The sequence below is a fragment of the Rhodococcus wratislaviensis genome, from assembly GCF_900455735.1.
GTDB lineage: Bacteria > Actinomycetota > Actinomycetes > Mycobacteriales > Mycobacteriaceae > Rhodococcus_F > Rhodococcus_F wratislaviensis.
Genome location: NZ_UAUI01000027.1, coordinates 46962 through 60680 on the forward strand (window position 1 = coordinate 46962; position 13719 = coordinate 60680).

General features: G+C 67.8%; 13 protein-coding genes. 7 read left to right on the forward strand and 6 right to left on the reverse strand.

Features of this window, described 5'->3' with window-relative positions; genetic code table 11:
- The first annotated feature begins 60 nt into the window (after nt 1-60).
- The gene (gene tatB / locus DTA22_RS32185; protein ID WP_112302131.1) at nt 61-486 is read left to right on the forward strand and encodes a Sec-independent protein translocase protein TatB; all 426 of its coding nucleotides are present in this window, start codon (nt 61-63) and stop codon (nt 484-486) included.
- Between the two features lie 66 nt (nt 487-552).
- Here tatB and DTA22_RS32190 read toward each other — a convergent pair whose 3' ends face one another.
- The 5 genes from DTA22_RS32190 to DTA22_RS32210 all read right to left on the reverse strand — a co-directional run bounded on the left by DTA22_RS32190 (nt 553) and on the right by DTA22_RS32210 (nt 5959).
- On the reverse strand, nt 553-1689 hold the full coding sequence (locus DTA22_RS32190) for an Mrp/NBP35 family ATP-binding protein (protein WP_112302132.1): 1137 nt from the start codon (nt 1687-1689) through the stop codon (nt 553-555).
- A 23-nt stretch (nt 1690-1712) separates the two neighbouring features.
- The gene (locus DTA22_RS32195; protein ID WP_037244364.1) at nt 1713-2591 is read right to left on the reverse strand and encodes a lytic transglycosylase domain-containing protein; all 879 of its coding nucleotides are present in this window, start codon (nt 2589-2591) and stop codon (nt 1713-1715) included.
- Between the two features lie 293 nt (nt 2592-2884).
- On the reverse strand, nt 2885-4054 hold the full coding sequence (locus DTA22_RS32200) for a lytic transglycosylase domain-containing protein (protein WP_112302133.1): 1170 nt from the start codon (nt 4052-4054) through the stop codon (nt 2885-2887).
- A gap of 115 nt (nt 4055-4169) precedes the next feature.
- Nucleotides 4170-4691, reverse strand: a complete 522-nt coding sequence (locus tag DTA22_RS32205; protein ID WP_037244369.1) for a DUF1003 domain-containing protein — start codon at nt 4689-4691, stop codon at nt 4170-4172.
- Entirely contained in the window at nt 4688-5959 is a 1272-nt protein-coding gene (locus tag DTA22_RS32210) for a magnesium transporter MgtE N-terminal domain-containing protein (RefSeq protein WP_005264648.1), read from the reverse strand. Before DTA22_RS32210 ends, DTA22_RS32205 begins: the two co-directional genes overlap by 4 nt.
- Before the next feature lie 71 nt (nt 5960-6030).
- Here DTA22_RS32210 and DTA22_RS32215 point away from each other — a divergent pair, with 71 nt between their 5' ends.
- The 6 genes from DTA22_RS32215 (at nt 6031) to DTA22_RS32240 (ending at nt 12156) form a co-directional block, all read left to right on the forward strand.
- Nucleotides 6031-6993: an HpcH/HpaI aldolase/citrate lyase family protein gene (locus tag DTA22_RS32215; RefSeq protein WP_005573471.1), complete on the forward strand. Its 963-nt coding sequence runs from the start codon at nt 6031-6033 to the stop codon at nt 6991-6993.
- A 67-nt stretch (nt 6994-7060) separates the two neighbouring features.
- Entirely contained in the window at nt 7061-7552 is a 492-nt protein-coding gene (locus tag DTA22_RS32220; RefSeq protein WP_005239275.1) for a general stress protein, read from the forward strand.
- Nucleotides 7553-7801: 249 nt separating this feature from the next.
- Nucleotides 7802-9166 carry an ABC transporter substrate-binding protein gene (locus tag DTA22_RS32225; protein ID WP_172650345.1) on the forward strand — a complete coding sequence of 455 codons (1365 nt, stop codon included), beginning with the start codon at nt 7802-7804 and terminating at the stop codon, nt 9164-9166.
- Nucleotides 9163-10110 carry a carbohydrate ABC transporter permease gene (locus tag DTA22_RS32230; RefSeq protein WP_037244372.1) on the forward strand — a complete coding sequence of 316 codons (948 nt, stop codon included), beginning with the start codon at nt 9163-9165 and terminating at the stop codon, nt 10108-10110. Before DTA22_RS32225 ends, DTA22_RS32230 begins: the two co-directional genes overlap by 4 nt.
- Before the next feature lie 2 nt (nt 10111-10112).
- Complete coding sequence (locus DTA22_RS32235; RefSeq protein ID WP_005239292.1) at nt 10113-10949, forward strand: carbohydrate ABC transporter permease; 837 nt, start codon at nt 10113-10115, stop codon at nt 10947-10949.
- 37 nt (nt 10950-10986) lie between these two features.
- Nucleotides 10987-12156: an ABC transporter ATP-binding protein gene (locus DTA22_RS32240; RefSeq protein WP_112302134.1), complete on the forward strand. Its 1170-nt coding sequence runs from the start codon at nt 10987-10989 to the stop codon at nt 12154-12156.
- On the opposite strand, the gene DTA22_RS32245 is transcribed toward DTA22_RS32240, so the two are convergent.
- Nucleotides 12126-13661 carry an MFS transporter gene (locus tag DTA22_RS32245; protein ID WP_112302135.1) on the reverse strand — a complete coding sequence of 512 codons (1536 nt, stop codon included), beginning with the start codon at nt 13659-13661 and terminating at the stop codon, nt 12126-12128. The genes DTA22_RS32240 and DTA22_RS32245 overlap by 31 nt on opposite strands.
- Nucleotides 13662-13719: the final 58 nt, after the last annotated feature.

The following is a 13719-nucleotide window of genomic DNA, read 5'->3' on the forward strand; positions in this document are numbered from 1 at the left end:
TTGCTGTGAGATCGCTCCGTCACCTGGGCACACGCCCTCGCCGCACAGTAGGCTGACCACGTGTTCGGCAACATTGGTTGGGGCGAGTTCATGGTCCTCCTCGTCGCGGCTCTGGTCATCTTGGGACCCGAGCGGCTTCCGGGTGCGGTCAGCTGGGTAACGAAATCACTGAGGCAGGTCCGTGAGTATGCGAGCGGCGCCAGCCAGCAGCTCAAGGACGAGCTCGGTCCGGAGTTCGAGGATCTGCGCAAGCCGCTGTCGGACCTCAATCAGCTGCGCGGCATGACACCGCGCGCGGTCATCACCAAACATCTGCTCGACGGTGACGATTCGATTCTCACCGGCAACTTCGACAAGCCGAGTCCGGTGTCGTTCGACAAGTCGGGGACGAAGGCGGTCAGCGCCGATCCGTCGACGCCCACTCCGCCGCAGAACAAGCCGCTCGCGAACGGCGAGCGCCCCCCGATCGACCTCGACGCAACATAGGCCCTCCGGGCTCGTGCGCCTTTCCGGTTGCTCCAGCAACCAGAAAGGCGCACGGGCGCGGGGCGCCTAGAGGTGGCGGGTGGTGTCGATCCCCAGCGACATTCCGGCGAGTCCCCGCTTGCGGACGGCGAGTTTGTCCGCGATGTCGACGAGTGCCGTCGCGGCCGGCGAATTCGGGTGGCCGAGGACGATGGGAACGCCGCCGTCGCCGCCTTCACGGACGGCCTGCTCGAGCGGGATCTGTCCCAGCAGCGGAACCTTCGCGCCCACAGCTTTGGTGAGACGGTCGGCGACGGCCTGCCCGCCGCCGGATCCGAAGATGTCCATCCGGGTGCCGTCGGGCATGTCCATCCAGGACATGTTCTCGACGACTCCGACGATGCGCTGACGGGTCTGCAGCGCGATGGCGCCTGCGCGCTCGGCCACCTCGGCGGCCGCCTGCTGCGGGGTGGTGACGACGAGGATCTCCGCACCGGGGATCAGCTGTGCGACGGAGATGGCGACGTCGCCGGTGCCGGGCGGCAGATCGAGCAGCAGAACGTCCAGGTCGCCCCAGAAGACGTCGGCGAGGAACTGCTGCAGCGCGCGGTGCAGCATCGGGCCACGCCACACGACCGGGGTGTTGCCCTGGGTGAACTGGGCGATGGAGATCATCTTCACGTCGTGCGCCACGGGCGGCATGATCATGCGTTCCACCTGCGTGGGCTTGGCGTCGGTGCCGAGCATGCGGGGAACGGAGTGTCCGTAGATGTCGGCGTCGAGAACACCCACCGACAGTCCGCGGGCGGCGAGTGCGGCGGCCAGGTTGACGGTGACACTGGACTTGCCGACGCCGCCCTTGCCGGACGCGACCGCGTAGACGCGGGTCAGGGAACCCGGCTGGGCGAACGGGATGACGGGCTCGGCCGAGTCTCCGCGCAGTGACTTGCGGAGTTCGGTGCGCTGCTCGTCGCTCATCACGTCGAGTTCGACGCGGATCGCACCGACACCGGGGACGTCCGCCACGGCCTTGGTGACACGGTCGCTGATCTCGGTCCGCATCGGGCAGCCTGCGGTGGTCAGGTAGATCGCGATGTCGACGCTGTCGTCGGACGCGATGTCGACGCTCTTGACCATCCCGAGTTCGGTGATCGGTTTCCGGATCTCGGGATCCTGGACGCGCGCCAGGGCGCTACGTACAGCGGACTCGCTCAGGACTGGCATGACTCAATGGTAAGGATGCGCGCTCAGTGGATGCGCGGCAGGTCCGCGGCCGCCGGGATGATTCCGCTGGAGTAGCCGGCGGACCAGGCGAGCACGTTGGCCACGTAGGCGGCGGAGTTGTTGTAGCGGTGCACGGCCTTGGCGGCCTGAATCGGATCCTTGACGTTCAATCCGCCGTCGCACAGGTATTTTCCGGTGGTCAGCGCGGAGTCGAAGAGGTTCTGCGGATCGGCGACGCCGTCGCCGTTGCCGTCGCCCGCGTAACGATTCCACGTCTCGGGGAGGAACTGGGTGGGTCCGACGGCGCGGTCGTAGTTGGCGTCGCCGTCCAGCTTGCCGCCGTCGGTGTCGCGGATCACGGCGTTGCCGCCGAGGGTGCCGTCGAGGACGGGGCCGAGGACGGGCTTGAGCATGTTGCCCTTGTCGTCGGCCTTGCCGTCGTAGGCGTGAGTGGACTCGACGCGGCCGATTCCGGCGATGAGCGTCCAGTACATGCCGCAACCCGGCTGTTCGACGGCGAGCATGCGTTCCGCGTTCTGGTAGGCGGCGACGCTGATGGACGGGATGCCGAGCGCGCCCTGGGCGATGCTCGCCGGGAGGGGCGGGGTGGCCTGGACGGGTGCGAGTGCCGGCGCAGCGGGCGCCGCTTCGGCCGCGGGTGCGGCTTCGGCGGCGGTCTCGGCCACGGGGGTGACGGCTTCCGCGGCCTCGGGTGCGGTGTCGGTCGCCTCCTGGGCGACGTCGGCGACCTCCGACGAGGAGCTCGTGGAAAGGAAAGGGACCTTGGGTGCGGCGCCGGCCGTGTTGGCTGCGGTGATCAGTCCGATGGGGACGAGTCCGGTAAGCGCGATGACCGAATTGCGGCGGATATGGGAATCCGTCTTCTTGTTGTGCCGACCCACTCGATTGCCTCCTGCGACCCCCGTCTTGGGGTGTTCCGTTCAACTGACCGGATCGAGGCTACCTGATTCGATATGTTTCCGTTATCCAACCGTGATCAAACAGGCTTGTATCGCACGGTTCCGTTACTCCGAAGGCACGTGAGCGAGGGTAACCAACACGGCAAGGTCACGCCAGGACGTGGACGTGCCGGGGGTGTCGGACGGATCGGGCCGGTCGCTCAGTCAGGGGCCCAGGCGCCGGAACGCGCCGCCGCGCGCCCTGCAAGCAGAGCGCGCGGCGGAAGAGGGGGTGATTACCGGGGGACGGCGTCGGCCGAAGGGGCGCCCGGGACGGGCTCGGCCGGGGCGGGTGTGGCGGATGCCGGTGCCCCGGGGTCGGCGGGCGGGCAGAAGATCAGACAGGGCAGTTGCGGCAGCGGCGGGAGTCCGGGAATCGGCGGGGGCGGAGCGGGCGTCGTGGGAGTGGCCGCACCGTCCGTGGACGGCTGTGGGGTGGTCGCGAGATCGTGTGGGAGGTCCGCTTCGGCCGCGGCGGCGTCGGCGAGACGTCCGGGGGAGGGTGAGGCCGACTCCGACAACTGGCTCGGCGTCGGCGTTCCACCGTTCCTGTAGGCGTTCGACCAGGTGATGACGTTGGCCGCATACGCAGCAGAGTTGTTGTACCGCAGGACCGCGCGGGTCTCCTGGAGCGGATCGCGGAGGTCGAGACCGCCCGAGCAGAGGTACCGGGCGGCCGCCAGCGTCGCATCGAACACGTTGTTGGGATCGGCCACGCCGTCCGCGTTGCCGTCGGAGGCGTACTTGGCCCACGTGGACGGAATGAACTGCATCGGTCCGACGGCGCGATCGTGCCCGGGGTCGCCGTCCGTGGCGCCGCGGTCGGTGTCCCGGATGACCTCGTTGCCCGCCAGCCGGCCGTCGAGAACGGGGCCCAGAATCGGGGTGATCGTGGTGCCGACCGAGTCGGTCCGGCCGCCGCCGGCGTGACCCGATTCGATGCGGCCGATACCGGCCAGCAGATGCCACGGCAGACCGCATTTCGGGGACTCCGCCATCATTTCGAGTTCCGCGGACCGGTACGCGTTGAGCACGATCTCCGGGATGCCCAGAGCGCTCAGGATCACCGGTGCGGCGATGAGCCCGGTGCCGGACGGCGACGTCGGAGATGTGGGATTTGTCACCGCGGGCAGCGGTGCGGGCGCGGGCGCCGGGGGAGCAGCCCTCTGGGACCGCGCGATCCGGGGTGTGGGTGCCACGATTCCCGACGGCGGGAAGTACGCGGCCTGGGGCGTGGTTCCCGGCGTGATCGAGGCTGCTCCGAGCGTCGTCGCCCCGCCGGTGGAAGAGACGGCACTGGTGCCGACGGATGCGCCGCTGACAGCAGAACCGCCGGTCGAGGACCCGAGGGTGGCAACTGCGCCCACTGTCAGGGCAGTCACCGTCAACAGTCCACGTATCCGCACTCGATCACCCCCTGCGGTGCTCTTCGTTTCGCACACCGCATACATCCGAGAAGATGTGAGTGACGTTACATATACGTGATCGACCCTGCCGGAGTTTGCGGGGATTCGCCGACCCTCATTTGCGCCGGGTACGGGTGTCTTCCTCGTCGCCCAGCAGCGACTTGATCTCGTCGAGTTCGCGCCGCAGGTAGTCGCGGGTGGCGACCTCACCGATCGCGATGCGCAGAGCCGCCAGTTCCCGGGCGAGGAACTCGGTGTCCGCCTTCGTCTGCTCCGCGCGCGAGCGGTCCTCTTCGAGGGAGACGCGGTCGCGGTTCTCCTGACGGTTCTGCGCCAGCAGGATGAGCGGCGCCGCGTACGCGGCCTGGGTGGAGAACGCCAGGTTGAGCAGGATGAACGGGTACGGGTCCCACTGCAATCGGACGGCGAAGACGTTGATGAGGATCCAGACGATCACGATCACCGTCTGAATCATCAGGTAGCGGCCCGTGCCGAGGAACCGGGCGAAGTTCTCGCTGGCCCGCCCGACGGCCTCCACGTCGTACGTGACCCGGAAGCGGCGGGTACCCCGCGGGGTGTCGAGGCGCTGCCGGTCGGACAGGCTCCGGGCGGCTGCGCTGGCTGACTTCTCGCTCATCCGTCGATCTCCTCTTCACGCCAGTCCTCGGGGAGGAGATGGTCCAGGACATCGTCGACGGTGACTGCCCCGATCAGATGGTCCTCGTCGTCGACCACCGGCCCGCACACCAGGTTGTACGTCGCGAAGTAGCGGGTCACCGACGTCAGGGAATCCTCGGGTGCCAGCCGCGGCATGTCGGTGTCGAGCAGTCCGCCGACCAGGCTTGCGGGCGGCTCTCGCAGTAACTTCTGCAGGTGCACGCAGCCGAGGTAGCGGCCCGTCGGCGTCGCGGTGGGTGGGCGGACGACGAACACCATGCTCGCGAGAGCGGGGGTGACGTCCGAGATCCGGGCACGGGCCAGCGCTTCGGCGACCGTCGTCGACGCGGTGAGGACCACCGGCTCCGGAGTCATCAGACCACCTGCGGTGTCGGGCGAGTGCTCGAGCAGCCGGCGGACCGGCTCGGAGTCCTGCGGGTCCATCAGCTGCAGCAGCGATTCGGCCTCGGTCTCGGGAAGTTCGCCGAGGAGGTCGGCGGCGTCGTCGGGATCCATGGCCTCGAGGACGTCCGCGGCGCGCTCGACCTCGAGGTGCATGAGCAGGTCCGTCTGGTCGTCGGAGGGTAGTTCCTGGACGACGTCGGCGAGGCGTTCGTCGTCGAGTGCGAGGGCGAGTTCGTGTCGGCGTTTCTCCGGCAGGAGCCGCATCGCGTTCGCGACATCGGCCGCGCGCATGCCCTCGAACTGGGTGAGCAGTGCCGAGACGCCCTGGCCGGGCATCGCCAGGTCGGTCTGCGTGAGGCCCTGGACGTGCTGCCACTCGACGACGTGCATGGCGGCGCGGCGACCGAGGCGGCCGCGGTGCCCGCGCACTGCGACCTTCGACACCACCCAGTCCCGGGTGCGGGTCTGCTCGATGCCCAGATCGACGACGATGATGTCGGCGTCCCGCAGTTCCTCGAGTTCCGGGTCGTCCACGCGCACGTGGGAATCCGCCACCTGGGCGAGGGCGAGTACCTCGCCGGGCCGCTGCTGGAATCGGCGCAGACTGACGTTGCCGGTGGTGAGTGTCACCGAGCTCGGTTCGATGGCGGTGACGCGGAGCATCGGGACGAAGATGCGTTTGCGCGTGAACAATTCGATGACCAGTCCGAGGACGCGCGGCTGCTGCCGGCCGACGCGCGCGGTGATCACGACGTCCCGGACGCGGCCGATCGACTCCCCGTCGGGGCCGAGCACCACCAGGCCGGCCAGCCTGGCTGCAAAAACCTTGTTCGCAGCTGCCATGATTGCCAGGCTAGATCCTTGTACAGAAATACAGGGAATCGAACACCTGCGAAAGTGGAGGATCGTCCGTCATGAGTTCCGTCTACAGGCCACGGCGATCGGTGCTCGCCGTTCCGGGCAGCAGCCGCAAGATGATCGACAAGGCGAAGGGGCTGCCCGCGGACGAGATCTTCCTCGACCTCGAGGACGCGGTGGCGCCGCTCGCCAAGCAGGAAGCGCGCGGCACCATCGCCGAGGCGCTCGCCGAGGACGGGTGGGGCGACCAGATCAAGGTGGTGCGGGTCAACGACTGGACCACCGAGTGGACGTACGCCGACGTCGTCGAGGTCGTCGGACGCGCGGGCGCCCACCTCGACGCGATCCTGCTGCCGAAAGTGCCGGACGCCAGCCATGTTCAGGCCCTCGACCTGCTGCTGACCCAGATAGAGAAGGCCAACGGGCTCGAGGTCGGCCGGATCGGCATCGAGCCGCAGATCGAGAATGCGATCGGGCTCACCAACATCGATGCCATCGCGACGGCCAGCCCTCGCGTGCAGACCCTGGTGTTCGGGCCCGCTGACTTCATGGCGAGCATCAACATGCGCACGCTGGTCGTCGGGGAGCAGCCGGACGGCTACGACCGCGGCGACGCCTACCACCACATTCTGATGACCATCCTGATGGCCGCCCGCGCGCACGGGGTGCAGGCCATCGACGGTCCCTACCTGCAGATCCGCGACGTGGAGGCGTTCCGCCGGTCGGCGCAGCGCACGGCCGCGCTCGGCTTCGACGGCAAGTGGGTTCTGCATCCCACCCAGATCGAGGCGGCGAACGACGTGTTCAGCCCCCGCCAGGACGATTACGACCGGGCCGAACTGATCCTGGACGCCTACGAGTTCCACACCTCCGCGGCAGGCGGCGGGCGCGGTGCCGTCATGCTCGGCGACGAGATGATCGACGAGGCGAGTCGCAAGATGGCGCTCGTGATCTCCGCCAAGGGGCGCGCCGCGGGTATGAAACGGACCACCGAGTTCGTCCGACCTGACGAGAAATAGCCTCAGCAGGCAGAATGGTTCTCACAGGACCGATCCTGAGAGAACCACACGAGGAGACCAGCTGACGATGACGAATCCACTCGGACAGTCCAACGGGGCGCGGCGTGGGGCTCTGCCGGAACCCCCCACGGGCTGGCCCATCGGTTCGTATCCCACCTACGCGGAGGCGCAGCGCGCCGTCGACTACCTCTCCGATCAGGAATTCTCGGTGGAGGACGTCACCATCGTGGGTGTCAACCTCATGCAGGTCGAGCGGGTGCTGGGCCGCCTCACCTGGGCGAAAGTGATTGGCGGGGGCATTGTTTCGGGCGCCTGGCTCGGCGTGTTCTTCGGTTTGCTACTGGGTATCGTCACGGGCGGTTTCCTGGCGCCGCTCGTCGTCGGCATCGTCGGCGGCATCATTTTCGGGCTGATCTCCACGACGATCCCGTACGCGGCGACGCGGGGGACCCGGGACTTCGCGTCGACGATGCAACTGGTCGCCGGACGGTACGACGTGCTGTGCGAGCCGAAGTCGGCGGAGAAGGCCCGGGACATGCTGGCCAAACTGGCGCTCTGATCGGCGCGCTCGCCTCGACCTGCGGGTTGCGGTCGGGTCACGGATTGCGTCCTATTCGCGACGTTCGCGGCGATTTCACCCAGTTCGCCGACGATGTCGGATAGGTTTACGGCGCAATGCGTGGGCCCCGGCCCTCGCCGAAACCGTGACCTGTCGGTGGAGTGCGCGTTCCGGCAGGAACAAATGTGCGGGCCCGCGTGCCCAGCCGTACCGCGACTGGATCCGTGAGGGCCGCTCGAGGAGGCGGCTGTGCTGCATCGCACCAAGCCCGGACGCTCGCTGAAGTGGGGACTGATCGGTGCGGCCACCGTCCTCACCGTTCCTCTGCTGGCTGCGTGCGGGTCGTCCGAAGAGGGCATCGTCCTCAGCTTCTACACGGCTGCCGACGGCGCCGAACAATATGCGGAGGCCGCGGCCAACTGCACGGCCGCGGCCGGCGGCCGGTACACCGTGGAGCAACGCACGCTGCCGAAGGGCGCGGACGATCAGCGGCTCCAGCTGGCCCGCCGGCTCACCGGAAACGACACGTCGCTCGACATCATGACACTCGACGTGGTGTGGACCGCCGAGTTCGCCGAGGCCGGCTGGGCGGTGCCGCTTCCACCCGGCATCGCGGCGGAGGTCAGCGAGGGCACGCTCGAAGGCCCCCTCGAATCCGCGAAGTGGCAGGACCAGTTGTACGCCGCGCCGCTGAACACCAACACCCAGTTGCTCTGGTACCGCAAGGACCTCATGCCGGACGGGCAGCCGCCGCAGACGTGGGATCAGATGATAGACATCGCGGAGGGCCTCGCGGCGGAGGGCCGGCCCAGTTGGATCGGGGTGCAGGGCAAGCAGTACGAGGGCCTGATGGTGTGGTTCAACACCCTGCTCGCGAGCGCGGGCGGGTCCGTCGTCGCCGAGGACGGGACCACGGTGACGGTTGCCGACGGCGACGCCGCGCTGAAGGCGCTCGAGGTCATGAAGCGGGTGGCCACCGCGGAGGGTGCCGACCCGTCGGTTTCCCAGGGCGACGAGGCGTCGTCCCGGCTGGGGATGGAGAGCGGAAAGGCTGCGTTCGAGGTCAATTGGCCGTTCGTGCTGCCGGGCATGATCGAGAACGCGGAGAAGGGGGACCTGCCGTTCATCGACGAGAAGGGCAACCCGACGTCCGTGGACACGGGCAACACGGTGCTCACCGTCGACGGTCAGCAGAACTTCCTCCCGGCGCCGTACCCGTCGGTGATCCCCGGGCGACCGGCCGAGGTGACGATCGGCGGGTTCAACATCGCGGTCGCGAAGACCAGTCAGCACCCGGACCTGGCGTTCGAGGCGGTGTCGTGCCTGCGGAACGAGGAGAACCAGCGCAACAACGCTGTCAACGGTGGTGTGCCGCCGACGTTGGCGAGCCTGTACGACGACCCGGCGTTCCAGGAGGCGTACCCCGCGTGGCGTGAGGTGCGGGAGAGTCTCGAGACGGCCTCCGTCCGCCCGGTGTCACCGGCGTACCAGAGCATTTCGACCCTGATCACCGACACGCTGAATCCGGTCGGTGACATCGACCCGCCGCGCACCGTCGACGAACTCGCCGAACAGGTACGCAAGGCGGTCAACTCGGAAGGGCTGATCCCGTGACGAGCGAAACCGTGCAGGCGGACCGCGCCGAAGAGCCGAAAGTCGCGTCGAAGAAGCAGATCTCGGAGGGGAAGAAGGCCGAACGCCGGCTGGGTTTGTGGTTGGTGGCTCCCGCCGCGATCCTCATGGTCGCGGTCACGGCCTACCCCGTCGTCTACGCGGTGTGGCTGAGCCTGCAGCGTTACGACCTCCGCTTCCCCGACGACCGCAAATTCGTGGGCCTCGCGAACTACGTGTCGGTGTTGTCGGACGCGTACTGGTGGCAGGCCTTCGCGGTGACGGTGGGCATCACGGTCGTGTCGGTGGTCATCGAGTTCGTCCTGGGCCTGATCCTGGCGCTCGTGATGCACCGGACGCTGGTCGGGAAGGGCATCGTGCGGACGGTGGTGCTGATCCCGTACGGCATCGTCACCGTGGCCGCCGCGTACAGCTGGTACTACGCGTGGACCCCGGGCACCGGGTATCTCGCCAACCTGCTGCCCGACGGCAGCGCCCCGCTGACGCAGCAGATTCCGTCGCTGGCGATCATCGTGCTCGCCGAGGTGTGGAAGACGACGCCGTTCATGGCGCTGCTGCTGCTCGCCGGGCTGGCCCTCGTCCCCGACGACCTCCTCAAGGCCGCGCAGGTCGACGGCGCCGGGGCGTGGACGCGGCTGGTGCGGATCATCCTGCCGCTGATGAAACCCGCGATCCTCGTGGCGCTGCTGTTCCGCACCCTCGACGCGTTCCGGATCTTCGACAACATCTACGTCCTCACCAAGGGCGCCAACGACACCGGATCGCTGTCGATCCTCGGCTACGACAACCTGTTCAAGGCGTTCAACCTCGGTATCGGCTCGGCGATCAGCGTCCTGATCTTCCTCTGCGTCGCACTGCTCGCGTTCGTGTTCATCAAGCTGTTCGGCGCCTCGGCTCCCGGGTCCGACACGGAAGGAAACCGATAGCCATGGCCGTCGTCGACACACCTCGCCGCAAGATCAGCTGGTCCGTGGTCAATCTGCTCGTCCTGCTCTACGCACTGGTCCCGGTGCTGTGGATCGCCAGCCTGTCGTTCAAACCCGCGGGAACGATCAAGGACGGCAAGTTCATTCCGCAGAAGTGGACACTCGACAACTACCGCGGGATCTTCCAGACCAACGCGTTCACCAGTGCGCTGATCAACTCGATCGGCATCGGGCTCATCTCCACGGTGATCGCCGTCGTCATCGGCACCATGGCCGCCTACGCCATTGCCCGGCTGGATTTCCCGGGCAAGAAGCTGCTGGTCGGTGTGGCTCTGCTGATCGCCATGTTCCCCCAGATCTCCCTCGTGAGCCCGCTGTTCGACATCGAGCGCAGACTCGGGTTGTTCGACACCTGGGCGGGTCTGATCCTCCCGTACATCACGTTCGCGCTCCCGCTGGCCATCTACACGTTGTCCGCCTTCTTCAAGGAGATCCCTTGGGAGCTGGAGAAGGCGGCCAAGATGGACGGTGCCACACCGGCTCAGGCGTTCCGGAAGGTCGTGGCACCGCTGGCGGCGCCGGGCATCGTCACCGCCGCGATCCTGGTCTTCATCTTCTGCTGGAACGACCTGTTGTTCGCGATCTCGCTGACGTCGACGGAACGGTCCATCACCGCGCCTGCCGCGATCGCGAACTTCACCGGCGCCTCCCAGTTCGAGGAGCCGACGGGCTCGATCGCCGCGGCCGCAATGGTGATCACGATCCCGATCATCATCTTCGTGCTGTTCTTCCAACGACGCATCGTGGCCGGTCTGACCTCCGGCGCAGTGAAGGGCTGAGACCTGCTTGCAGGGTCGAAACTATGAAGGAGTTTCTGTGGCCGAAATCGTGCTCGACAAGGTGACGAAGCTGTACCCGGACGGCGCCAGGGCGGTGAGCGACGTCGACATCACGATCGCCGACGGCGAATTCATCATTCTGGTCGGACCGTCCGGTTGCGGGAAGTCGACCACTCTCAACATGATCGCCGGGCTGGAGGACATCTCCTCGGGTGAACTGCGCATCGCGGGGGAGCGGGTCAACGAGAAGGCGCCGAAGGACCGCGACATCGCGATGGTGTTCCAGTCGTACGCGCTGTACCCGCACATGACGGTGCGGCAGAACATCGCATTCCCGCTCACCCTGGCGAAGATGTCGAAGTCGGACATCGCGGCGAAGGTGGACAACGCCGCCAAGATCCTCGACCTCACCCAGCACCTCGATCGCAAACCGGCCAATCTGTCGGGCGGACAGCGGCAGCGGGTCGCGATGGGCCGGGCGATCGTCCGCAGCCCCAAGGCGTTCCTGATGGACGAGCCGCTGTCGAACCTCGACGCCAAACTCCGTGTCCAGATGCGCACCGAGATCGCCCGGCTGCAACAGCGGCTCGGCACCACCACGGTGTACGTCACGCACGACCAGACCGAGGCGATGACCCTCGGCGATCGGGTGGTGGTGCTGCGGGGCGGCGTGGTCCAGCAGATCGGGGCGCCGCAGGATCTGTACGACCACCCGAACAACCTGTTCGTCGCGGGTTTCATCGGCTCGCCGTCGATGAACTTCTTCCCGGGGCAGCTGACCGCCGACGGGGTGTCGACGCCGCTCGGCGAGTTCATGCTGCCCCCGGAGACGCGCGACAGGATCGGGTCGTCGAACACGGCGAAGGACGTCGTCGTCGGGATCCGTCCCGAGCACTTCGAGGACGTGGGGCTCGTCGACGAGGGGCAGAGGGCGGCCGGTGCCACGTTCACGGCCAACGTCGAGGTGCTCGAGTCGATGGGTTCGGACAAGTACGCCTATTTCACGGCCGAGGGACCGCAGGTGACTTCCCGGGAACTCGAGGAGCTCGCCGCCGACTCGGGGACCGCGGTCGCGGGCGGCGGGCAGCTGGTCGCCCGGTTGTCGACCGAATCGTCCGCGGCGCACGGCAGGCCGGTGGAACTGTGGTTCGACCGGGCGAAGATCGCCCTGTTCGATCAGGACTCGGGAGCCAACCTCACCCTCTGATCGGAGCGCTCACCCGAACCACTGGTGTTCGCTCCGCCGAGGCCACCGACCGTGCCCCACTCGGCCGCGAGGGCGGTCGCGTGGACCTCGTCCTCCTCCTCGTCGGACGGGGTGCGGGTGGTGCGCGTGATCCCGAAGAACGGCAGCAGCCCGGCGAGGGCGGCCGCGGTCGCGCCGACGGCGAACGCGATCACGTACGCCGATTCGGTCGGGACGTCCGTTCCGTCGATCGTGATGCCGGCGAGCAGGGTGGCGAGCAGCGCACTGGCGAACGAACTGCCCACGGACCGGGCGATGGAGTTGATGCTGTTCGCGACGCCGGTCTCGTCCTGCCGGACCTCGGCCACGAGCAGCGACGGCAGCGACGCGTAGGCGAGGCTGATGTACGTGTTGACCAGCAGGATGGCCGCGATCACCTCCCACGTGCGGTCGTGGGCGAAGACGAACACGACGAAACCGCTGACGCCGACGACGCTCGCGGCGATGAGGACGGCACGGGAACCGAAGCGGTGGATCAGTTTTCCGCTCAGGATCGACGCGAGGACGCCGCTGATCGCGCCCGGCAGCAGGTACACGGTGCTGGCCTCGAGGACGGTGGCCCCGAAGCCGTATCCGGCCACCGCGCGCGGTGTCTGGACGAAGTACGAGCTGCCCAGGAACATCACGAACATCGACATGCCGACCACGAGCGCGGACAGGTGGGTGACCAGGACGGGTGGGTTGGTCAGCAGCCGGGGCGCGACGAGCGGGTCGGTGATCCGGCGTTCGTAGAGGAACCAGCCGATCAGGACCAGGACTCCGGCGATGCCGCTGACGATGGTGACGGGAGACGTCCAGCCCCAGGTGCCGCCCTCGGCGAGCGGCAGCAGGACCAGGACCAGGCCGGCGGCGAGACCGGCCGCACCGACCCAGTCGATGGAACCCGTTCCGGCGCGCGGGCGGCGGGGGATGGCGATCCAGGCGAGGACGAGTCCGGCGGCGGTGATCGCCGACGACAGCCAGAAGATGCGGTGGAAGTCGGCGCCACCGGAGACCAGCACACCGGTGAGGACGATGCCGAAACATCCGCCGAATCCGAGGGTGCCGGAGAAGATCCCCATCGCCCCGGTCAGCTCCTCGGCGGGAAGCTCATCACGCAGGACCGCGATGCCGATGGGGAACAGCGCGAACGACACGCCCTGGAGCACGCGGGCGAAGATCAGCACCCCCACGGATGTCGACAGCGCACCGATCAGGGAGCCGAGCAGCACGACCACGAGCACCCCGAGCAGGACGGGTCGTTTGCCGCGGAGATCGGCGAGGCGGCCGAGGACGGGTGTCGCGGTGGCGGCCGCGAGGAGGTTCGCGGTGAGGAGCCAGCCGACGGCGGTGGGGCCGACGTCGAGTTGCGCACCGATGGTCCCGACGATCGGCACCACCAACGTCTGCAGAACGGCGACAATCATCACGACGAAGCACATGACGGGCAGGAGAGCCCTGGCTGCGGTTGTCGATCCGGCGGCCATGGGGGTCCTCCTGTGGGGGTCGGTGAACGAGCGTAATGAAACACGGTACTGGGGCTAA